The organism is Halomonas litopenaei (genome assembly GCF_003045775.1).
Taxonomy (GTDB): Bacteria; Pseudomonadota; Gammaproteobacteria; order Pseudomonadales; family Halomonadaceae; genus Halomonas; species Halomonas litopenaei.
In genome coordinates this window covers 116,688-137,416 of the sequence record NZ_PXNS01000010.1, presented here as the reverse complement: position 1 = coordinate 137,416, position 20,729 = coordinate 116,688, and the positions used below count along the sequence as shown (strand labels likewise).

At 65.4% G+C, this 20,729-nt stretch carries 17 protein-coding genes; 8 read left to right on the top strand and 9 right to left on the bottom strand.

Translation table 11 applies throughout. From position 1 onward, the window contains the following. Positions 1-45: 45 nt before the first annotated feature. The 4 genes from C6W88_RS16565 (at position 46) to C6W88_RS16550 (ending at position 3,890) form a co-directional block, all read left to right on the top strand. On the top strand, positions 46-678 hold the full coding sequence (locus C6W88_RS16565; RefSeq protein ID WP_108133273.1) for a CoA pyrophosphatase: 633 nt from the start codon (positions 46-48) through the stop codon (positions 676-678). A gap of 40 nt (positions 679-718) precedes the next feature. Beyond that, positions 719-1,378 carry a 2OG-Fe(II) oxygenase gene (locus C6W88_RS16560; protein WP_108133272.1) on the top strand — a complete coding sequence of 220 codons (660 nt, stop codon included), beginning with the start codon at positions 719-721 and terminating at the stop codon, positions 1,376-1,378. A gap of 12 nt (positions 1,379-1,390) precedes the next feature. Next, complete coding sequence (locus C6W88_RS16555) at positions 1,391-3,025, top strand: PAS domain-containing sensor histidine kinase (RefSeq protein ID WP_108133323.1); 1,635 nt, start codon at positions 1,391-1,393, stop codon at positions 3,023-3,025. A gap of 193 nt (positions 3,026-3,218) precedes the next feature. Further along, the gene (locus C6W88_RS16550) at positions 3,219-3,890 is read left to right on the top strand and encodes a response regulator transcription factor (protein WP_108133271.1); all 672 of its coding nucleotides are present in this window, start codon (positions 3,219-3,221) and stop codon (positions 3,888-3,890) included. Positions 3,891-3,973: 83 nt separating this feature from the next. Here the strand turns inward: C6W88_RS16550 and C6W88_RS16545 are convergent, their stop codons facing one another. Next, positions 3,974-4,531 carry a DUF6624 domain-containing protein gene (locus C6W88_RS16545; RefSeq protein ID WP_146164678.1) on the bottom strand — a complete coding sequence of 186 codons (558 nt, stop codon included), beginning with the start codon at positions 4,529-4,531 and terminating at the stop codon, positions 3,974-3,976. Between the two features lie 269 nt (positions 4,532-4,800). On the opposite strand from C6W88_RS16545, the gene C6W88_RS16540 reads away from it, so the two are divergent. Next, positions 4,801-5,274, top strand: a complete 474-nt coding sequence (locus C6W88_RS16540) for a nucleoside deaminase (RefSeq protein WP_108133269.1) — start codon at positions 4,801-4,803, stop codon at positions 5,272-5,274. Between the two features lie 99 nt (positions 5,275-5,373). On the opposite strand, the gene C6W88_RS16535 is transcribed toward C6W88_RS16540, so the two are convergent. Then, the gene (locus tag C6W88_RS16535; RefSeq protein WP_108133268.1) at positions 5,374-6,258 is read right to left on the bottom strand and encodes an MOSC domain-containing protein; all 885 of its coding nucleotides are present in this window, start codon (positions 6,256-6,258) and stop codon (positions 5,374-5,376) included. An 87-nt stretch (positions 6,259-6,345) separates the two neighbouring features. Then, positions 6,346-7,035, bottom strand: a complete 690-nt coding sequence (locus C6W88_RS16530) for an aspartate/glutamate racemase family protein (protein ID WP_108133267.1) — start codon at positions 7,033-7,035, stop codon at positions 6,346-6,348. A gap of 189 nt (positions 7,036-7,224) precedes the next feature. Here C6W88_RS16530 and C6W88_RS16525 point away from each other — a divergent pair, with 189 nt between their 5' ends. Then, the gene (locus tag C6W88_RS16525; RefSeq protein ID WP_108133266.1) at positions 7,225-8,121 is read left to right on the top strand and encodes a DMT family transporter; all 897 of its coding nucleotides are present in this window, start codon (positions 7,225-7,227) and stop codon (positions 8,119-8,121) included. 234 nt (positions 8,122-8,355) lie between these two features. On the opposite strand, the gene C6W88_RS16520 is transcribed toward C6W88_RS16525, so the two are convergent. From C6W88_RS16520 to C6W88_RS16495, 6 genes are all read right to left on the bottom strand, one after another. After that, positions 8,356-9,129, bottom strand: coding sequence for an enoyl-CoA hydratase-related protein (locus C6W88_RS16520; RefSeq protein ID WP_045992902.1), 774 nt, complete (start codon positions 9,127-9,129; stop codon positions 8,356-8,358). Positions 9,130-9,270: 141 nt separating this feature from the next. Beyond that, complete coding sequence (locus tag C6W88_RS16515) at positions 9,271-10,122, bottom strand: 3-hydroxybutyryl-CoA dehydrogenase (RefSeq protein ID WP_045992903.1); 852 nt, start codon at positions 10,120-10,122, stop codon at positions 9,271-9,273. A 143-nt stretch (positions 10,123-10,265) separates the two neighbouring features. Beyond that, positions 10,266-11,894, bottom strand: coding sequence for an acyl-CoA synthetase (locus C6W88_RS16510; protein ID WP_108133265.1), 1,629 nt, complete (start codon positions 11,892-11,894; stop codon positions 10,266-10,268). 124 nt (positions 11,895-12,018) lie between these two features. Beyond that, a complete protein-coding gene (locus tag C6W88_RS16505; protein ID WP_108133264.1) occupies positions 12,019-13,806 on the bottom strand; it encodes an acyl-CoA dehydrogenase in 1,788 nt (595 codons plus the stop codon). Positions 13,807-14,018: 212 nt separating this feature from the next. After that, a complete protein-coding gene (lolA, locus tag C6W88_RS16500) occupies positions 14,019-14,657 on the bottom strand; it encodes an outer membrane lipoprotein periplasmic chaperone LolA (protein ID WP_045992906.1) in 639 nt (212 codons plus the stop codon). 188 nt (positions 14,658-14,845) lie between these two features. Next, positions 14,846-18,427: a DNA translocase FtsK gene (locus C6W88_RS16495; protein WP_231498682.1), complete on the bottom strand. Its 3,582-nt coding sequence runs from the start codon at positions 18,425-18,427 to the stop codon at positions 14,846-14,848. 181 nt (positions 18,428-18,608) lie between these two features. On the opposite strand from C6W88_RS16495, the gene aat reads away from it, so the two are divergent. Together aat and C6W88_RS16485 are read left to right on the top strand one after the other, a co-directional pair. Next, positions 18,609-19,325 (top strand): leucyl/phenylalanyl-tRNA--protein transferase, encoded by a 717-nt coding sequence (aat, locus tag C6W88_RS16490; RefSeq protein ID WP_108133263.1) that lies wholly within the window; start codon positions 18,609-18,611, stop codon positions 19,323-19,325. A 98-nt stretch (positions 19,326-19,423) separates the two neighbouring features. Next, positions 19,424-20,170, top strand: coding sequence for an arginyltransferase (locus C6W88_RS16485; protein WP_045992908.1), 747 nt, complete (start codon positions 19,424-19,426; stop codon positions 20,168-20,170). The last annotated feature ends 559 nt before the right edge of the window (positions 20,171-20,729 follow it).

Genomic DNA, 20,729 nt, shown 5'->3' with positions numbered 1-20,729 from the left:
ACTGCACGGGGCTGGGTACAAGGAGTGAAACCCTGCGGATCCCCCATGTTAGAGAAACTTCGCAAACGCCTGCAAGCGCATTCCCCCCGCCGCCTGACGCTGAAGCTGCCCGAGGCGGCGGTACTCATTCCGTTGGTCGATCGGCCCGAGCCCGGCCTGCTGTTCACCCGCCGCGCAAGCCACCTGTCGACCCACAGCGGCCAGGTCGCCTTTCCAGGCGGCAAGCGGGAGCCTCATGACGCCGACCTGCTGGCCACCGCCCTGCGCGAGTCCGAAGAAGAGATAGGCCTCCCCCCCGGCCAGGTAGAGGTGCTCGGCCAGCTCTCGGATGTGCTGTCGCTGCATGGTCTCAAGGTCACCCCTTTCGTCGGGCTGATTCCGCCGGATCTGCCGCTGGTCCCGGACCTGGGCGAGCTGGACGCGATCTTCGAGGTGCCGCTGTCGCACTTTATCGATGACCAGCGTACCCACACCGACGTGATCCCGGTGGACGGCAACGACATCTATGTGCCGAGCTACCTGATCCCCGCCGACCAGGGCGACGACTACGTGATCTGGGGGCTGTCCGCCATGATGCTGGTGGAGCTGCTGGCCAAGGGATGCGACCTGGACATGAGCCTTTCTCGCCGCCCGGAGGGTAGACTACGCCATCTGCCTCCGAGAAGAGCGCCAAGATGACCAGGCATGGCCCCGCGATGACAAGACGAGCACCGATTTCATGAGCTACCCCGATCCCTGCCCCCTGCCGCCGCAACGGATGGAGGAGCTGGTGGACGCCCTGGTGGAACGCGGCTTCTATGTCGGTGAAGGGATGATCGACGCCGAGCTGTGCCAGGCGCTGCACGCCGAGGTCGAGGGCCGAGCGCACCAGCAGGCCCTGGCCAGGGCCGGCATCGGCCGCGGATCCGACTTCGATACCCGCGAAGACATTCGTGGCGACGCCATCCACTGGCTCGATCGGGAAACCCTGGCCCAGCGCCGCTATCTCGATGCCATGGGCGAACTCCAGCAGAGGCTCAACGAGAGCCTGTTTCTCGGCCTGTTCGAGTACGAGGCGCATCTGGCCCGCTACCCTGCCGGAGCCTTCTACCGTCGCCATCTCGACAGTTTCCGAGGCCGCGCCAACCGCGTGGTCTCCACGGTAGGCTATCTCAATCCCGACTGGCCGGAAGATGGCGGTGGCGAGATGGTCATCTACGCTGAACAGGACCCGCAGAGGGAGCTCACCAGGGTCGCCCCCAGGGCCGGCACCCTGGTGTGCTTCCTGTCCGAGCAGGTGCCGCATGAAGTACTGCCGACCCGCCTGCCCCGCGCCAGCATCGCCGGCTGGTTCAGACGCAATGCCTCGCTGGGTGGCGTGGTAGACCCGGCTCGCTAGGGCCTGATGACCATGCGCCACGACAGCAACGACGCTAAAGCCTCCAGCGCCGAACCGCGAACCGAAGAGGAACGCTTGCGCCAGCAGGTAGAGGCGCTCAGCGAACGGGTACAGCAGCTCGAACAGGAGAAGCGCCACTATCAGTGGCTGGCCGAGAGCACCACGGATCTGATCTCGCGCCACGACCACAACGGCGTCTTCCTCTACGCCTCCCAGGCCGCCAGGACCCTGCTGGGCTATGATCCTGACGACTTGATCGGTGTATCGGCCTACGACCTCTTCCACCCGGACGATCTGGCGGCGCTGCTGTCCAAGTCCCCTCGCATCTACTACCACGAGGGCTTCTACGAGCAGACCTACCGTTTTCGCACCCGCAGCGGCCACTACATCTGGTTCGAGACCACCAGCCGTACCCGTCGCGACCCCGCTACCGGCGAACTCACCGACGTGCTGTGCGTCTCCCGCGACGTCAGTCGGCGTGTCGAGTCCGAGGCACGCCGCGAGCGCCTGGCAAGGGTGGTGGAATCGACCACCGATTTTGTGCTGTTCTGCGACCAGGACGAACGCGTGGTCTACTGCAATCAGGCCGCACGTAGCCTGTTCAGGCTCGACGAAGAAGGCGCAAGCACGACCATTGCCGAACTGTTGGTGCCAACGTCGGCACAAAGATGGCGTGAACAGGTGCTGCCTGCCGTCACCCTGGAGGGGCGCTGGAGTGGCGAGCTGGCCCTGGCCTCACCCTCAGGCGAGATCCCGGTGCTCAGCGTGGTCCAGCTGCACCGTGAACAGGGAGGGCAGACGCGACTGTCGATCCTCAATCGAGATCTCAGTCTGCGCCTGGAGGCGGAGGCCCAGGCACGCCGCCATCAGGAGCAGATCACCCACGCCAATCGCCTGGCGAGCCTGGGTGAACTGGCCACCAATATCGCCCACGAATGCAATCAGCCGCTGGCGGCCATGGGCAACTACGCCAGCGGCGCGCTGATGCAGCTCGAGCGCGACCCCGACCAACCCGCCCACCAACTGGCGCTGCCCCTCAACCGCATCAACGATCAGATTCAGCGCCTATCCGAACGCTTCAAGCATATCCGTCGCTTCGTTCGCCGCGGCAGTCTTCACCTCGCGCCCCAGGATCTCGCCGAGATCATTGGCCAGGCCTGCGACCTGTGCGAGCCCCAGTGTCGGCACGAAGGCGTGCATCTGGCGTCACGCCTGGCCCCTGGCCTCGACCTCGTCATGGCCGACGCCATCGGCCTGGAACAGGTACTGGTCAACCTGATCCGCAACGCTCTCGACGCCTGTCGCGACATCGCCACTCCGCCCAGGCCTCCGTGCATTCGCCTGGAAGCCTACCCGCTTGGCTCCCGTGAATGCTGCGTGGACATCGTCGACGACGGCCCCGGCGTGGCACCAGAGCAACGCCAGGGCCTGTTTACGCCCTTCGTCAGCGGCCGCAAGGACGGTCTCGGCATGGGGCTATCGATCAGCCTGTCGTTGATCGAGGCCATGGGCGGCAACCTGGTGCTGATCGATGACGGCGACCCACCGAGCGCAGACGCTCTTCCCCCCGGTCCCGGTGCGAGGCGGCCAGAAGATCCTGACGCGCCACAGGGTGCGCGCTTTCGTATTACCCTGCCCTCCGCCTGAGGGCTCGCCCCGCTGATACCTCGGCGCGTCCCCTGACTTGAGGCGCCAAGCGCCAGCCAGGCGGAGATCAGGCACCAGGCTTTGTACGAAAACCCGGCGACCAGGCATCGCCTGGCACGGTCCCCTTTGGCCGGGGGATCGGCTAGCATAGGGGCCTGCCCGCGAGACTCGCCCAACCAGCGAAGTGACCATCATGCCCGTCGACACTGCTGACCAGCCAACCATCGCCATCATCGACGACGACGATGACCTGCGCGAGTCGCTCGCCTGGTTGTTGCAGTCGGTGGGACTTGGCAGTCAGGGCTACGCAAGCGGCGACGCCTTTCTCGCCTCGTCGCGGCACCATGAGGTGCTGCTGCTGGACGTGCGCATGCCCGGCCTCAGCGGTCTGCAGGTCCAGCAGCGGCTGGCCGAGCGAGACCGTTGTCCTCCCCTGATCATGATGACCGGTCACGGTGACGTGCCCATGGCGGTCGCCGCGTTGAAGGCGGGAGCCTTCGACTTCATCGAAAAGCCCTTTAATCAGCAGCAATTGATCGATGTCATCCAGCAGGCGCTGGCTCACCACCAGCACCGGCAGCGGGCCCAGGCCGATCTCGAAGAGCTGCGGCAGCGATATGAAGGGCTGAGGGCCAACGAACAGGCCATTCTGGTCGAGGTGGCCCGCGGGCTTACCAGTCGCGAGATCGCCGAGAAGCTGACGCTGAGCGCCAAGACCGTGGAGGTCTACCGTCAGCGCATCATGAAGACACTCGGCGCCGATAGCCTGGCGCATCTGGTCAGGCTGGCCGTGGCGCTGGGATTGGTGTCAGCACTGCCCGGGCAGGATAGCGACGTCAGCCGAGATGCCGGCGCGCCGTCATGAGTCTGGTGACAAGGGCAGATTGAGAGGCCACCAACTGGCAGCCGGCTCAGTTCGACATGCAGCAGGAAGTGAAGCAAAGCGGTTCAGGCCGAACGCCGTAGCCAGTCATCCGGACCCGCTAACCCCGGTCCCCTCAACCGTGCCAGACGACTGGACAGCGGCTCCAGCCCGAGCGCCTGACGACGCCGATCGACGTCATCCGGCCGTTCGATGACGCTGGGCACGGGCCAGCCGTCGTCGCCGATCTCGAATTGGGTGCCATAGCGCTGGGGCCGACCGGTCAGGACCCTTATGCGATCTTCGAGAAAGGCCAGCTGCCGCCCGGGCGCCTGGCCGGCGGCAACCGCCTGAATCAGTGCAGAACAGCAACGTTGCATGAAATCCACGTCGAAAACCGCGTGCATCGCGATGTACCAGGCTGCTTCGCTGCCGTCTTCCCCGACGGTGTCCTTGCCCGGCCAGCCGTGACGATCGATGACCGCAGACAGACGCTCGGCATTGGCCTGATGCAGCGCACGCACTCGCGGATGATAGTCGGCGGAGGGGATCTCCCCCGAGGCCGCGAGTTCATCCAGCAACGCTCTATCCTGCTCGGCCAGCGCCACCATCTGCTGGGCCAACATGGTATTCCTCGTGTTCATGCAACGCACCTCATTTGCAGGCCAGCTTGCCGACAACCTACAGCGTCCTAGGGTTACCCTTCGGCATCAATAGTCGATCCGCCGGGCGCTGCGTAGGAAAATGCCGACGCCAGAAGCATATTTCAGTGAAGAATCACGTATCTGGCTGTCCGTCATCGGACAACTTTGGTCCATGCTAGAGTCAAGCCAAGGCCACAGATATCCCTCCCCGGAGGCATCCTTCCCCAGGCAGGAGGCCGCCCGCGGATCATCTTTATGAGGAATACTGAATGAATTCGACCGATCGTCAGCACCTGCGCCGCTGCGTTGACCTGGCCAGGGAGGCCCTCGAGGCTGGTGACGAGCCGTTCGGCTCGCTGCTGGTGGACCCGCAAGGGCAGGTTCGCTTCGAGGATCGCAACCGCGTCGCCGGCGGTGACGCGACCCGCCACCCCGAATTCGCCATCGCCCGCTGGGCGGCCGAGCACCTCAGCGTCGAAGAGCGCGCGCACTCGACCGTCTATACCTCCGGCGAACACTGCCCCATGTGCGCCGCGGCGCATGGCTGGGTCGGACTCGGACGCATCGTCTACGCCAGCTCCTCAGAACAGCTCGGCGGCTGGCTCGGCGAGTGGCAGGTGGCACCTGCCCCGATCGCCCCGCTGCCGATCCAGACCATCGTGCCGAGTGCCGAGGTGGAGGGGCCGGTTGAGGAGTTTGCCGACGAGATTCGCGAGCTGCACCGGCGGCTATACGGGAAGTGACATCGGGAAGGAGGAGGGGAAGGACGGGAAGGACGTGAGAGCATCGAGAAGGCGGACAGCGGCGTCGAGTTGTTGGCCGGCAACGCCGGTGATCAACCGTCAGCTCAGGCTATCGAGCACGTCACCCACACGCAGGATGGCCCCCACGCCCTGCTCGACGACGGCATTCTGGCCAAAGAAGGCGCCCTTCCAACCGGGCTGGGTATCCATTTCCACCAGGGTCTTCAACGGCTCCTTGGCCGAGGGCGCCTCACCGCTACGCTGATCCAGGGTGATGATCTTGCAGCGCTTGCATGGCTTGCGCAGGCCGAGGCGATAGCCGGGCCCGGCCAACGAGGCCCAATCCCGTTCGGCGAAGGGATCACCGCCCGACACCACCAGGTTGGGGCGGAAGCGCTCCATCGGCACCGGCGCCTCCCCCTTGGCTTCCAGCCGCTGGTTGAGCGCCGCCAGCGAGGCCTCGGAGGCGATCAGCAGGGGGTAGCCGTCGGCAAAGGCGGTATGCACCACACCGCGCTCCGCCGGCGGCAGAAACTCGGTCTCTACCCAACGGCGCTGCTCGTGGGGCAGGCGCACCAGCCGCAACCGCCGGAAACGTCCCGCTTCGCCCCGGGGTGCTGGCAAGGACTCTGGCAAGGACTTTGCCAGCGCTTCTGCCAGCCAATTCGCCGCACCGTCGCCTTCGTCCAACGCCTGGCATTCGCTCTGCCAGACCCGCACCCGGCGCACCGCCGCCTTCGGCTCGTCCAATGACAGGACGAGCGGCGCCATCCTGTCGTGGACCAGGCGCAGCGTGTCGGACGACAGTTCGACACCGATGGTCGCCAGGGCGGGGATCTCACGCTGGGTGACGAAACGCCCGTCGTCGTCGACCAGCATCCAGCGCCGATCGAAGGCGAGCCCGCGCTCGGTGAGTTCAGCCCTGGACAGCGCGATGCCGCGCAGCGACTTGACGGGGTAACAGGCGAGAGTGGAAAGCTTCATGGGCATCCTTGCCAGGGGCCATCGTCTCAAGTTGGTGGCACGGGCACTGCACGGAGCCAGTACCAGTGCTAATAACCAGTACCAGTATCAGCCTAGCGCCAGTTCGACGGCCCTGCGGGCGTGAATGGCCGTCGTATCATACAGCGGAATCTCGGTGTCGGCCTGAGCGACCAGCAAGGCGATCTCGGTGCAGCCCAGTATCACCGCTTCCGCACCACCGGCCTTGAGCTCTTCCATGATCGACAGCATCACCTGGCGTGACGACTGCTCGATTTCACCATGGCAAAGTTCATCGTAGATGATCCGGTGAACCTGATCGCGCTGAGCCTTCTCGGGTACCTGTACCTCGATACCGTAGGCCTCGAGCCGGTCCTTGTAGAAGCCCTGCTCCATGGTAAAACAGGTGCCGAGCAGCCCCACCCGCTTGACCCCGTCGGCGATCAGGGCATCGGCGGTGGCGTCGGCAATGTGCAACAGAGGGATATCTACCGCCTTTTCGATGTCTCGGGCCACCTTGTGCATGGTATTGGTACACAGCACGATAAGGTCCGCGCCCGCCTCCTGAACGCGCCAGGCGGCGTCGGCGAGCAGCCCGGCGGCATCCTCCCAGCGGCCCTGATGCTGAAAGGCCTCGACCTCGGCGAAGTCCAGACTGATCAAGGCAATCTTGGCCGAATGATGTCCACCAAGTGCGCGGTTCACATCCCGATTGATGACCTGGTAGTAGCTCACCGTGGACTCCCAACTCATGCCGCCCAACAGCCCGATGGTCTTCATAGCGCCCTCCCGAGGACTTCCCTGGCCCAGTCAGTGTTGCGGTACCGTCTACTTCAGCATACAAGAGTCATCGGTGGCTCACAGCACCCTCACCCTCAACGGCTTTCCTGTTTCGCGCATCTCGCATACTCTTAGCGGGCTAGCAAAAGTGCTGCCACTACCTCCACCGTCCCACGACAAGGAATCTCGATGACGGCCTCAGACACCCTCAAGCTGGTCCTGCTGTCGAGCCTGTGGGGACTGTCCTTCATCTTCATGCGGGTGGCCTCGCCGGAGTTCGGCGCCGTCCCAGTGGTGATGATCCGCATGGGGGTCGGCGCCCTGCTGCTGCTGCCCCTGCTGGCATCACTGCACTACCTGCGCCAGGTGCGCGACAATATCGGACGCCTGGCGCTGCTCGGCTTCATCAACCACGTGGTGCCGTTTTCACTGCTGGCCCTGGCGACCACCCAGCTCGAGGCGGGCTTCACCTCGCTGATCAACGCCACCACTCCGATCTTCACCGCGCTTATCGGCGCCGCCTGGTTCGCCACGCCGATTCGCCGACGTCAGTACCTGGGTCTGGCGCTGGCCTTCGTCGGTGTCTACGTGTTGTCCGCCGATCGGCTGGACTTCCAGCTGGGCGGCGATGGCTGGTACATCCTGGCGATTCTCGGGGCCACCTTCTGCTATGGCATCGCCGGCAACTATTCGAAGACCCACCTCGGCCATCTGCCGGTACGCGTGCTGGCTGCCGGCAGCTGCTCGATGTCCGGGCTGATGCTGCTGGTACCTGGGCTCCTGATGTGGCCGCAGCAAGCCGTCAGCATCGAGGCCTGGGGCAGCGCCCTGGCCATGGCGGTGCTGTCCACCACTGTCGCCTTTCTGCTGTTCTTCAGCCTGCTGGCCAGCGCCGGGGCTACCGCCGCCTCTACCGTGACCTTTCTGGTACCGGTCAGCGCCCTGCTGTGGGGCTATCTGCTGCTCGACGAGACCCTGGGACTGCGCACCCTGGTGGGCATGGCCATCACCCTGGCAGGCACCGCTGTGGCCACCGGCATGCTGTCGCCGGGCCGGGACAAGGCCACGCGACCATTGCCCCGCTAGGCGCCCCCAGAATCCTCGCGCCTGAACGACGAAGCGGCCATGGCATTCGCCATGGCCGCTTCAGTGCTAGGCGCTGTCCGAAAAGTCGACGAGCGAAGGTTAGACAAGGCAAAAATCGGTGAGACAGCGCAGTTTACGGGGTGTAAATGAGCATTTTGATCCGATTTTTAACGCCGTATTACCGAGCGCAGGCACTTTTCAGACAAGCCCTAGCTGAAGGCTTGTGAAAGGGACTCAGAAGTTGGGCTTGCGCTTCTCGACGAAGGCGCTCATGCCTTCGCGCTGCTCGTCGGAGGCGAAGCACAGGGCGAACAGGCTGGTCTCCAGCGCCAGGGCGCTGTCCAGATCCTGGTCCATGCCGTCGTGGATCACCTGCTTGGCACTGCGCACCGCGCCGGGGCCATTGCCGGACAACTGCTTGGTCAGGGTGGCGGCGTAGTCCTCGAGCTCGGCCTGGGACATCACCTGGTTGACCAGGCCAATGCGCAGGGCCTCCTGGGCGTCGATCTTGCGACCGGTGGTGCAAAGGTCAAGCGCCATGGCCGGGCCGACCCGACGCGGCAGACGCTGGGAGCCACCGAAGCCGGGAATGACCCCAAGCAGTACCTCGGGCTGGCCAAACACCGCGTTGTCGCTGGCCACCGCCCAGTCACAGGCCAGCGCCAGCTCGCAGCCGCCGCCGAGGCAGAAGCCGTTGACCAGCGCCACCACCGGCACCGGCAGCGTCTCGAGACGCTTGATGGTCTTCAGCGCCTGACCGGCGAAGTCGCGCGCCTCGAGCGGGTTCATCTCGCGCATCGCGGTGATGTCGGCACCGGCCACGAAGGACTTCTCGCCGGCGCCGGTGATCAGCACCGCGCGCAGGCCCTCGCGACCTTCGAGCCGATCAAGGATCTCGGCCAGCGCCTCGATGACCTCGCGATTCAGGGCGTTCAACGCCTTGGGACGGTTGATGGTGAGGCGTACCACGCCATCGTTGTCGACCATCTCGACCAGTTGTTCGCTCACGAAATGCTCCTTGTCAGAGTTGTCAGTTGTCGGCGAGGCCCGCCTGGCGTCGGCGGAGCCTGGCGCGTTCGTCACCTTTGGCCCAACCCTAGCGAACGCTTGGTAGGCTCACAAGCCATCCTTTCGGCGCATGCCACCGCCTCAACCGCTGTAGTCGTGAAAGCCGCGGCCACTCTTGCGTCCCAGATAGCCGGCGTCGACCATCCGCTTGAGCAGCGGGCAGGGACGATACTTGGGATCGCCGAAGCCATCGGCCAGCACATTCATGATCGCCAGGCAGACGTCCAGGCCGATCAGGTCGGCCAGCGCCAGCGGGCCCATCGGGTGGGCGGCGCCAAGCTTCATGGCGGTGTCGATGTCTTCAGCGCTGGCCACCCCTTCCTGCACCAGGAAAGCCGCCTCGTTGATCATCGGCACCAGCAGGCGGTTGACCGCGAAGCCTGGGGCGTCGCCGATCGCCACGGCGGTCTTGCCCATGGACTCGGCCAGGGCTTCGACACGGGCCACGGTCGCGTCGCTGGTCTGCTCGGCGCGGATGACCTCGACCAGCTTGAGCACCGGCACCGGATTGAAGAAGTGCATGCCGACGACTCGCTCTGGCCGCTGGCACACCGCCGCCAGACGGGTCAGCGACAGCGAGGAGGTGTTGGAGGCCAGCACCGCCTCGGGGTTGAGCTCATCGAGCTCCCGGAACAGGCGTTCCTTGAGCTCCGGCGCTTCCGGCGCCGCCTCGATGATCACCCCGCAGTCGGCCAGGGCCTGAAGCGAGTTGACCGTGGTCAGGCGCGCGCGGGCCTCGTCCCGCTGTTCGGCACTCAGCCGCTGCTTTTCCACCAGCTTGGCAAGGCCCTTGTCGATCGCCGCGCTGGCCCGCTCCAGGGCGGCCTCGGCAACATCATAAAGGCTCACCTCGAAGCCGCTTTGCACCAGCACCTGGGCGATGCCCTGACCCATGGTTCCACCACCGACCACACCGATCCGCGTCTCGCTCACTTGCTTTCTCCCTTGATGGATATTTCCCTCGATCATGACACAACCACGCCGCCCCCGGTCACCCCGAAGGCGGCGTCTGATGATCTGCTCCCCGCTCTGTCGCGGGCGGGCTTACCCTGCCATCAGCGGATGGCAGGCGGCGATCAGCTCTCCTTGGCCTGCTGACGCAGCACGAACTTCTGGATCTTGCCGGTCGAGGTCTTCGGCAGTTCGGTGAAGACGACGCGCTTGGGCACCTTGAAGCGCGCAAGCTTGCCCCGACAGTGCTCGATGATGTCCTCTTCGGTCACCTCACCGCTGGTGGCCTTGAGCTTGACGAAGGCGCAGGGGCTTTCGCCCCACTTCTCGTCAGGCTGCGCTACCACCGCGGCCTCTTCCACCGCCGGGTGGGCGTAGAGCGCATCCTCGAGTTCAATGGTGGAGATGTTCTCGCCGCCGGAGATGATGATGTCCTTGGAGCGATCCTTGATCTCGATGTAGCCATCGGCGTGCCACACTGCCAGGTCGCCGGTGTGGTACCAGCCACCATCCAGCGCTTCCCGGGTGGCGGCCTCGTTCTTCAGGTAGCCCTTCATCACGTTGTTGCCACGCATCATGATCTCGCCGATGCTCTCGCCGTCCTTGGGCAATGGCTCCAGGGTCACCGGGTCGGCCACGCAAAGCGCCTCCAGCATGTGCCCACGCACGCCCTGACGGGCCTTGATGCGGGCACGCTCCTCCAGCGGCAGCTCGTCCCAGGCCTCGCGCCAGGCGCACACCGTCACCGGACCATAGACCTCGGTCAGACCATAGACGTGGGTCACATCGATGCCGAGTGACTCCACCCCGGCGATCACCGCAGCAGGCGGCGCCGCCCCGGCGGTGGTGGCCTTGACCGGGTGGTCGATGGCACGACGCTGGGACTCGTCCAGATTGACCAGTCCGTTGAGCACGATCGGCGCGCCGCTGAAGTGGGTCACCTTCTCGTCGGCGATCAGTTCCATGATCTTCTTCGGGTCGACCTTGCGCAGGCAGACGTTGACCCCGGCGTTGGCGGCGATGGTCCAGGGGAAACACCAGCCGTTGCAGTGGAACATCGGCAGCGTCCACAGGTACACCGGGTGATGCGGCATCGCCCACTCGAGGATGTTGCTCACGGCGTTGAGGTAGGCGCCGCGATGGTGATAGACCACGCCCTTGGGCTTGCCGGTGGTACCGGAGGTGTAGTTCAGCGAGATGGCGTCCCACTCGTCTTCGGGCAGGCGATAGGGGTAGTCGGCGTCACCTTCGGCCAGCAGGTCCTCGTACTCGATCTCGCCCAGGCGCTCGGCCTGGCCCTCGAACTCGGGATCCAGCACGTCGATGATCAGAGGCGGTTTATCGAGGCCCTTGATCGCCTCACGTACCACCTCGACAAACTCCGGGTCCACCAGGATCGCCCGGGTCTCGGCGTGTTCCAGCATGTAGGCAATCGCCGAGGCATCGAGACGGATATTCAGGGTGTTGAGTACGCAACCGACCAGGGGCACGCCAAAGTGAGCCTCGAACATCGCCGGCACATTGGGCAGCATCACCGACACCGTATCCCCCTTGCCGAGTCCACGACGCTCCAGTGCCGAGGCCAGTCGCCGGCAGCGCTGCCAGGTGGTGGCCCAGTCGCGGCGCGTCTGGCCGTGGACCACCGCCGGCAGGTCCGGATAGACGCTGGCCGCGCGTTCGATGAAGGTCAACGGCGAGATAGCCACGTGGTTGGCCGCGTTGCGCGGCATGCCCTGGTCGTAGATGTTGCTCATTAGACACTCCTGATTGAAGGTCGCATGCGTAGCCACTGGCGGCCTGCGCCTCGCTACGAGGAAAATGACGATGGCCGATCCTGAACAGAAGATAGCCGCCGGTGGACACCGACGGCCAATCGGTTCAGCCAAGCGATACGGAAAGCAGTTCGTCGAAGCCGGCCTCGATGACGCGACGCTGGGCGCGTCCCTCGGGGAGCCACTGGCGCACGGCGAAGTCGGCACAGGCCAGCTTGCGCCGGTAGAAGTCGTCGTCGCTGCCGGCGTCCAGCGCGGCCCGGGCGATGATCGCCGCGCGCCCCATCTGCCAGGCGCACAGTACGTGGCCGGTCAGCGACAGAAGCGGTGTGGCGTAGGCCTGGATGGCGTCGGCGCCGCGTTCGGCGTCTGCCCCCGCCTCCAGCACTAGGGCCGCACAGGCACGCAGATCCTCGGCACCGGCGGCAAGCTCTGCCCCCAGCGGAGCAAGAGAAGAATGGGCTGACAGCGCTTCGGCGGTGGCCTGCACTTCGTCGATCAGCAGTGACAAGGCCGCGCCGCCATCGCGCTGGAGCTTGCGCCCCGCCAGATCGAGCGCCTGGATGCCGTTGGTGCCCTCGTAGATCGGTGCGATACGCACGTCCCGCAACAGTTGCGCGGCGCCGGTCTCCTCGATGAAGCCCATGCCGCCGTGGACCTGAACACCCAACGAGGCGATGTCCACCGCCTGGTCGGTGGAGAAGCCCTTGACCACCGGGATCAGCACCTCGGCCCGCGCCTGGGCCTCGCGACGGCGCGGTTCGTCCTCATGGTGACGAGCCACGTCGAGTTGCTGAGCGCACAGCAGCGCCAGCGCCCTCAGGGCGTCGGTGCGCGCCCGCATCGACAGCAGCATGCGGCGCACGTCCAGGTGCTCGCCGATGGTGCATGGCTCGCCTCCGCGGGACGGTGGTGTGCGTCCCTGGGAGCGATCGTTGGCGTAGGCCAGGGCGTGCTGGCAGGCACGCTCGGCGACACCGATACCCTGGATACCGACCTTGTGGCGAGCCTCGTTCATCATCGTGAACATGTGGTTGAGGCCGCGCCCGGCCTCCCCCACCAGATAGCCGACGGCGCCGTCCTTCTCGCCGAAGCTGAGGGTGCAGGTGGGACTGCCGTGGATGCCCATCTTGTGTTCGATGGAGGCGCACACCACGTCGTTACGCTCGCCAAGCGAGCCGTCCTCATTGACCAGGAACTTGGGCACCAGAAACAGCGAGATGCCCTTGTTGCCCTCGGGGGCGTCGGGGGTGCGCGCCAGCACCAGGTGGATGATGTTCTCGGCGGCCTCGTGTTCGCCCCAGGTGATGAAGATCTTCTGGCCGAACAGCCGGTAGTGATCGCCTTCCGGCACCGCGCGGGTGCGCACCCGGGACAGGTCCGAGCCGGCCTGAGGCTCGGTCAGGTTCATGGTGCCGGTCCAGCTGCCTTCCACCAGACGCGCCAGGTAACGCTGCTGGAGTTCGTCGCTGCCATGGTGAGCCAGCGCCTCGATGGCACCCGCGGTCAACATCGGACACAGGCCCAGCGCCATGTTGGCGCCGTGCAGCATCTCCTGCACGCTGCTGGCCACCACCTCGGGCAGCCCCTGACCGCCACGCTCCTCGGACACACCGATCCCGTTCCAGCCGCCCTCGGCGTAGGCCTGGTAGGCCTCGGCGAAGCCGTCGGGCAGTGTCACGCTGCCGTCTTCCAGCCGGCTGCAGCCCTGGCGATCACCACTGGCATTGAGCGGCGCCCAGACATCAGAGGCGAGCTTGGCGGCCTCCTCGAGCACAGCGTCGACCAGCTCGGGGCCAACCTCGGCAAAGGGGGCCAGGTTCAAGGACTCGTGCTCGAGCATTTCCGACAGCACGAAGGACAGGTCTCGCAGGGGAGCGGCGTAGGGATACATGGGGCACCTCGTGAAAACGATACCCGGGATAGTAGTTTCCCTAGTCGGCTCACACTATTGGGCCAAGGTCGCAGTAGACTTCAGGGTTGATCGGGGACAAGCGGCGTGCTCGATAGCGCACGGTAAGGAGGGAACGGACAGAAAATGGGAGGCCGTGGAAAAGGTGCGGAAGGGAGGCCGCCGCCGAACGGGAACGGCGGCGGCCGGTGTGATCAGCGGGTCTGGCGGATCACGTCGGTACCCTCGGGCACCTCGAAGCGGTAGCGCTGGTCATCGATGTTGCCGTTCTGCTCGGCATTATCGAAGGCGATGGCGGTACGCTGACCGGTGCTGTCGGTCATCTCCAGCGCCGCCAGCTGCTCGCTGTAGAAGGTCAGGCGCAGGCTTTCGAACAGGGTGTCCGAGGCCTTGGGCTCCAGGGTGAAGGTCTCGGCGGTGCCTTGCTGCGAGCTCTTGACCTCGTAGCTGTCGGTGAGCTCGTTGGCGCTGCCGGACAGCAGCAGAGCCGGGGTGTGGGTGATGCGCTCATCCAGCGGCTGGATGGTGGCCTGCTCGAGATCGGGGTCATAGAGGGTGACCTCGTCGCCGTCAGAGACCACGATCTGCTCGTAAGGTGCCTTGACCTCCCAGCGGAACTTGCCGGGGCGCGACAGCCACATGTGCCCTTCGGTCTGCTGCAGGCGCTGGCCACTGCCGTCGAGGATCTGCTGCTCGAAGTCGGCGGAATAGGTGTTCAACGGCTCCAGCATGCGGGTCAGGCGCTCAGCGCCGTCGGCCAGGGCGGTGGCGGGGATCGCCAGCGCCAGGGCCAGCGTGGCAAGACCGGAACTCAAGGTAAGGCGTGCGGGCATAGCGTCTCTCCGTCGAAATCGTCGAAATCCTTGTCGCGCCGGAGCGGCTCCGGCGCCGGGAGGATGTCCGTTTGAGTCCAGTATGCCTGGCAAGTTGCCGCTGAACCCGGTCGTGACACCCTCTTGCATGGTGATTACATCCTGACGCGACACTGTCCCCAAATGGAGACAGTGTCGCGCCGATCGGGTTAGCCTGCGGTGGGCGGCGGTGCCAGCACCTCTCGCCCGCCGTTGCTGCCCATGGACGATACCACCCCGGCCATCTCCATGGCCTCGACCAGGCGTGCGGCACGGTTGTAGCCGATCTTGAAGCGCCGCTGGACCGCCGAGATCGAGGCCCGGCGCGTCTCGGTGACAAAGGCCACGGCCTCGTCATAGAGGGCGTCCTGCTCGGCGTCGCTGTCATCGCCGGTGCCTTCGGCCTCGAGCCCGGTCAGGGCATCGGCGGAAACACCACCGGAGAGGATCTCGTCGATGTACTCGGGCTCGCCGCGCCGCTTCCAGTCTTCCACCACTCGGTGCACCTCATCGTCATCGACGAAGGCGCCGTGCACGCGGGTCGGCTGACCGGAGCCCGCCGGCAAGTAGAGCATGTCACCATGGCCCAGCAGGTTCTCGGCGCCGCCCTGATCGAGGATGGTGCGGGAGTCGACCCGCGACGACACCTGGAAGGCCATGCGGGTGGGGATGTTGGCCTTGATCAGGCCGGTGACCACGTCCACCGAGGGACGCTGGGTCGCCAACACCAGATGGATACCGGCGGCGCGGGCCTTCTGCGCCAGTCGGGCGATCAGCTCCTCGACCTTCTTGCCGACGATCATGAACATGTCGGCAAATTCGTCGATCACCACCACGATGTAGGGCAGCTTTTCCAGCACCGGCGGGGTCTGGTGCATCTCCCAGGGCTGGGGCTCCCATAACGGATCGGCAACCTGGGCACCGGCCCGCTCGGCCTCATCGAGCTTGCTGTTGAAGCCGGCGATGTTGCGCACTCCCATGGCGGCCATCAGCTTGTAGCGACGCTCCATTTCGGCCACGCACCAGCGCAGGGCGTTGGCGGCCTCCTTCATGTCGGTGACCACCGGCGCCAGCAGGTGCGGGATACCGTCATAGACCGACAGCTCCAGCATCTTGGGGTCGACCATGATCAGCCGAAGCTCGTCGGGGGTCGCCTTGAGCAGCATCGAGATCAGCATGGCGTTAACCCCGACCGACTTGCCCGAGCCGGTGGTACCGGCGACCAGCACGTGGGGCATCTTGCCCAGGTTGGCCACCACCGCGGCGCCGCCGATGTCCTGACCCAGCGCCATGGTGAGACCGGAGGCCTCGTGCTGGTAACGGTCCGAGTCGATCACCTCACGCAGGCGGATCATCGCGCGATTGGGGTTGGGGATCTCGATACCCACGGTGGGACGGCCGGGTATCACCTCCACCACCCGTACGCTCTTGACCATCAGCGAACGCGCCAGGTCCTTGGCCAGGTTGCTGATCTTGGACACCTTCACCCCCGCTGCCGGCTTGATCTCGAAGCGGGTGATGACCGGGCCCGGCCAGGTATCGACGACCTCGGCCTTGACGCCGTATTCGCGCAGGCGCATCTCGAGCAACTCCGCCATGTCGGCCAGTTGCTGCTCGGTGTAGTTGGGCTGATGCGGCTCCGGCGGGGTCAATAGCCTGAGGCTTGGCAGCTCGCCGTCGGGTTCCGGCAGGTCATCGAAACCGGGACGCTGGCTTTGCAGGTGCTCTACCGTCCACAGCGTCGGGCCGTCGTTGTCGGCGGCCTCACGGGCTTGCTCGGCGGTAGCCACACGTCCTTCGCCCACGCTGTCGTGGCCTCCGGCAACATTCCCGCCCGCGGCGTCGTGACCTGGCTCAGCGCGGGGAGGCTCGGCCGGCGTGCCGGCGTCGCTGCGCTCCGCTTCCTGCTGCACGCGCTGACCAGCATCCTGACCAGCGTCCTCAGCAGAAGACGGACGGGAAGAAGAACTGGGGGCCTGACTCGAGACACTACGCGGCGCCTCATGGGTGGCCGCCAACAGACCGGCACCCGCCCCTGCAGCGATGGCGCCGCCAGCCAGGGCGCCACCATCATCAGGCAGCACCGGCTCGGGGATTTCCTCGGCACGACGCTCCTCTCGACGAGGCTGCGTCTGGTGGCTCGACGGCTCCTCCCCGCTCGAGAGCCCCTCCTGGCTCGACGGCTCCTCCCCGCGAGCGGGCTCTTCCCGACGCGGCTCCTGTGGAGCGCCAGTCGCCGGCGCGGACGGCACAGATTCGGACTCCTGAGACGAGCCAGGCGCGGCTGGCGCGGCTTCGGGCGTCTGCGGAGAGCGCTCCTGTGGATCGGCTGGCGCGGCGGGCGCGGTTTCGGGCGCCTGAGAAGAGCTAGGCGCGGCTGGCGCGGCTTCGGGCGCCTGTGAAGAGCGCGCCTGTGGAGAGCGCGCCTGTGGAGAGCCAGGCGCGGTTTCGGGCGCCTGTTGAGAACCCTGCGCGGCTGGCGCGGCTTCGGGCGCCTGTGGAGAACGCGCCTGTGGAGAGCGTGCCTGAGCAGTAGGCCCGGCTTCGGGGGCCTCTAAAGAGCTCGGCTCGCTTGCACGTTCAGGCGAAGGCACCGGCGCATCCCTCTCTGCACGCAGCGACATCGGCTCTTCTGCCCTTGCCGCCGAAGGTGCCCCTGCCGCAAAACTGCCGCCCAGGGTCGGCTCTCGCCGCTCTCTGGAAGCCGTGGGCTCCGGGGTCAGGGTCGGCTCTCGCCGCCCGCCCTCAGGTTCGGTGGGACGGGTGTCCCGCGGCGTTGTGGTGCCGTCCTGAACGCTACCTTCATGGCGACGGCGAGGCGCGGCCTCGGCAAAGCGTTCGGTATAGGCAGCGCCAGGCTGCTTGGCCGACGGCGTGGATTCCGCCACGTCCCAGGGAATATCGGTGTTGCCGTCGTCGCCCATGGACGACCCCGCGGCCTCATTCAGGTCGGTCGGTGTCCCCTTGCCGCGCAGGCGCTGCCACAAGGACGGCCGGGGCGTCGTATCGCTTTCCTCGCCATCTTCGCTGTCGATCGGCGATGACGCCTTGGCCCTGGGCTCAGGTGCACTGTGCTGGTCGGCGCTCTGCCCTGCGTCGTCCTCGTCTTTAGACGACGCGAAGCGGGACTTGAGCCAGCGTCCCAGCAACAGACAACGGTGGCCCGCCTCGTCCATGACATTGAGCCAGGACAACCCGGTAAACAGCGGCATTCCGCCCAGGATAGCGACAACGGCGAGCAGACCTGTTCCGCCGACACCCACCAGTGGCCGCAGGGCGCCGACCAGCCCGACTCCGAGGATGCCACCGGTGGAGTATGGCAACACACTGTCGGGCTGATGGAAGTAGAGCGCCCCCAGAGTGGTGCAGCCCAGCAGCAGCAGAATCAGCCCGCCGCAGCGCACGGCCAGGGCGGTCGCATCCCACTCGAACTCCACTCGACGGGAACGGATCAGGTACCAGGCGGCAAACGCCAGCATGCCTGGCCACCACAGGGCGCTGATGCCAAACAACGAATACAGCACGTCGGCGAGCCAGGCACCGATGGGGCCCATCCAGTTGGCCACCGCGGTCTCGGGGCCACTGCTCGACCAGCCGGGATCCGCCGGCTCGAAGCTGAACAGAGCCAGCAGCAGGAATACGCAGGCAGCCAGCAGTACGATGATCACACCTTCCCTGGCAGAGCCATGCAGACGCAACCCGACCTTGCGGGCGGTCTCCTTGGCGGCTGCCGCCGTCGCGCGCGACGACATGGACTTCTTGTTGGCACTCAAACGGCCTTCCCCTTGCGCCATAACGGCGTCTTCCATCCTTCTGACTGGAGGTCATGATACCGAGCCAGCCGGTGAGCGAATAGGCCCAGCATACCTTGAGCGAAGCGCGGGCTGGGGGCACACTGCCCCATCTTCCACCCGGTATTGCAAAGGGAGCCCCATGCTGCCCTGGCTCAACGAACATCCTGTGACCTTTCCTTCGGTCGATATTGCCCTCGACGACCCGGACGGCCTGCTGGCCGCTGGCGGCGGCCTATCTCCCGAATGGCTGATAGAGGCCTACCGCCGCGGAATCTTCCCCTGGTACAGCGACGACCAGCCGATTCTCTGGTGGAGCCCCGATCCGCGCATGGTGTTGCACCCCGAAGAGCTACGCGTGCGCCGAAGCCTCGCCAAGCGGCTACGCAACGGGAACTTTCGCGCCACCGCCGACCAGGCGTTCGACGCCATCATCGATGCCTGTGCTGCACCGCGCAACGATGGTCATGCGTCAGGCACCTGGATCACCGATGAAATGCGTGACGCCTACTGCGACCTGCACCGGGAGGGGGTCGCTCACTCGGTGGAAATCTGGCGTGACGACCGGCTGGTCGGCGGGCTCTACGGTGTCGCCCTGGGACCGGTATTTTTCGGCGAATCGATGTTCAGCCGCGAGGCCGACGCCTCCAAGATCGCCCTGGTGCATCTGGCCCGCGCCATGGCGGCCGGCGGCGGGCGTCTGATCGACTGCCAGATGCACACGCCCCACCTGGCCAGCCTCGGCGCTCGAGGTATCGCTCGATCAGCCTTCATCGGCTATCTTGAGAGGTGGCTGGATGATCTGGACAGAGACAGCCTGACGACGCCGGCATGGTCATTCACCGGCATCGGTGAATGACGTGGTATCAGTAGGCAATGTATGACGACCACCATTGACACGACCCATACCAACGCCTGATCCATCACTCGATGCCATCCGACAGGGAGACGGCAGCCTTGAGCAGCAATACACCGCGTCAACCCGTACGCGACCTGCGGTTCTTTCTTACTGTGCCGCACGCCTGCAGCTATCTGCCGGGCAAGGAAGCGACCACCCTGTTCCTGGATCCCAAGGAATCCCCGGGACAGGGCGTATATGACGCGCTTACGCTACTTGGCTTCCGTCGCAGCGGTCTGCATCTTTACCGCCCTCACTGTGAAGGCTGCCACGCCTGCATCTCCGTGCGAATCCCGGTAGCGGACTTTAGCCCCAATCGCACCCAGCGACGCCTGATGCGGCGCAATGCCGACCTGACCATCGAGGTGGTGCCGGCGCAGTTCGACTCCCGCCACTACGACCTCTACGCCCGCTATATCTGCACGCGCCACCATGACGGCGACATGTTCCCACCGAGTCACGAGCAGTACCGTACCTTCCTGAGCCTCGATCAGCCCTACGCGAGACTGCTGGAGATGCGCCTGGACGGAAAGCTGGTAGCGGTATCGGCCTTCGACGAGCTGCGCCACGGCTTGTCCGCCATCTACACCTTCTTCGACCCGGACCACAGCCTCGAGCGCCGTTCTCTTGGCACCCAGGCTGTGCTGGCTCTGATCCAGATGGCATCCCTGAAGGGACTTCCCCACGTCTATCTGGGCTACTGGATCGAGGAGTGCCGCAAGATGAGCTACAAGAGCAGCTTCTCGCCCCTCGAGCGCCTGGATGGCCGGCTCTGGCGACGACTGGTACCGATCGACAGCGAGTAACCGCCCAACCCGATAGCTCAAGCACGTTCTCTGCTCTCTAGAGAGCGGCAGAATATCGCGCACTTTGAGGGTCTAACCTGCTCTCAATGGCCATCTGCCTTTGCCCTCTGACTCCGGGGATACTGGAAAGCGGCAGAATATCGCGCACTTTGAGGGCCGACCAGCCATCTGCCTTCGCCATCTGGCTCCGGGGATACTGGAACGCGGCAGAATATCGTGAACTTTGCTTATCCTTGAGCGCTAACCTGCCATCTGCCTTTGCCATCTGGCTCCGGGGCTACTGGAAAGCGGCAGAATATCGTGAACTTTGCTTATCCTTGAGAGCTAACCTGCCATCTGCCTTTGCCATCTGGCTCCGGGGATACTGGAAAGCAGCAGAATATCGCGCACTTTGAGGGGCTAGCCTGCTATCAATGGCCATCTGCCTTTGCCATCTGACTCCGGGGATACTGGAAAGCGGCAGAATATCGCGCACTTTGAGGGCCGATCAGCCATCTGCCTTTGCCATCTGCTTCTGCATCCGGCAGAATATCGCGCTATCCTGACCACAGTAACGGCA

What these genes read in the sequence shown, in the direction of transcription:
- C6W88_RS16565 (WP_108133273.1), top strand. Translation starts at nt 46, where the DNA reads ATGTTAGAGAAACTTCGCAAACGCCTGCAAGCGCATTCCCCCCGCCGC.
- C6W88_RS16560 (WP_108133272.1), top strand. Translation starts at nt 719, where the DNA reads ATGAGCTACCCCGATCCCTGCCCCCTGCCGCCGCAACGGATGGAGGAG.
- C6W88_RS16555 (WP_108133323.1), top strand. Translation starts at nt 1,391, where the DNA reads ATGCGCCACGACAGCAACGACGCTAAAGCCTCCAGCGCCGAACCGCGA.
- C6W88_RS16550 (WP_108133271.1), top strand. Translation starts at nt 3,219, where the DNA reads ATGCCCGTCGACACTGCTGACCAGCCAACCATCGCCATCATCGACGAC.
- C6W88_RS16545 (WP_146164678.1), bottom strand. Translation starts at nt 4,531, where the DNA reads ATGAACACGAGGAATACCATGTTGGCCCAGCAGATGGTGGCGCTGGCC.
- C6W88_RS16540 (WP_108133269.1), top strand. Translation starts at nt 4,801, where the DNA reads ATGAATTCGACCGATCGTCAGCACCTGCGCCGCTGCGTTGACCTGGCC.
- C6W88_RS16535 (WP_108133268.1), bottom strand. Translation starts at nt 6,258, where the DNA reads ATGAAGCTTTCCACTCTCGCCTGTTACCCCGTCAAGTCGCTGCGCGGC.
- C6W88_RS16530 (WP_108133267.1), bottom strand. Translation starts at nt 7,035, where the DNA reads ATGAAGACCATCGGGCTGTTGGGCGGCATGAGTTGGGAGTCCACGGTG.
- C6W88_RS16525 (WP_108133266.1), top strand. Translation starts at nt 7,225, where the DNA reads ATGACGGCCTCAGACACCCTCAAGCTGGTCCTGCTGTCGAGCCTGTGG.
- C6W88_RS16510 (WP_108133265.1), bottom strand. Translation starts at nt 11,894, where the DNA reads ATGAGCAACATCTACGACCAGGGCATGCCGCGCAACGCGGCCAACCAC.
- C6W88_RS16505 (WP_108133264.1), bottom strand. Translation starts at nt 13,806, where the DNA reads ATGTATCCCTACGCCGCTCCCCTGCGAGACCTGTCCTTCGTGCTGTCG.
- lolA (WP_045992906.1), bottom strand. Translation starts at nt 14,657, where the DNA reads ATGCCCGCACGCCTTACCTTGAGTTCCGGTCTTGCCACGCTGGCCCTG.
- C6W88_RS16495 (WP_231498682.1), bottom strand. Translation starts at nt 18,427, where the DNA reads ATGTCGTCGCGCGCGACGGCGGCAGCCGCCAAGGAGACCGCCCGCAAG.
- aat (WP_108133263.1), top strand. Translation starts at nt 18,609, where the DNA reads ATGCTGCCCTGGCTCAACGAACATCCTGTGACCTTTCCTTCGGTCGAT.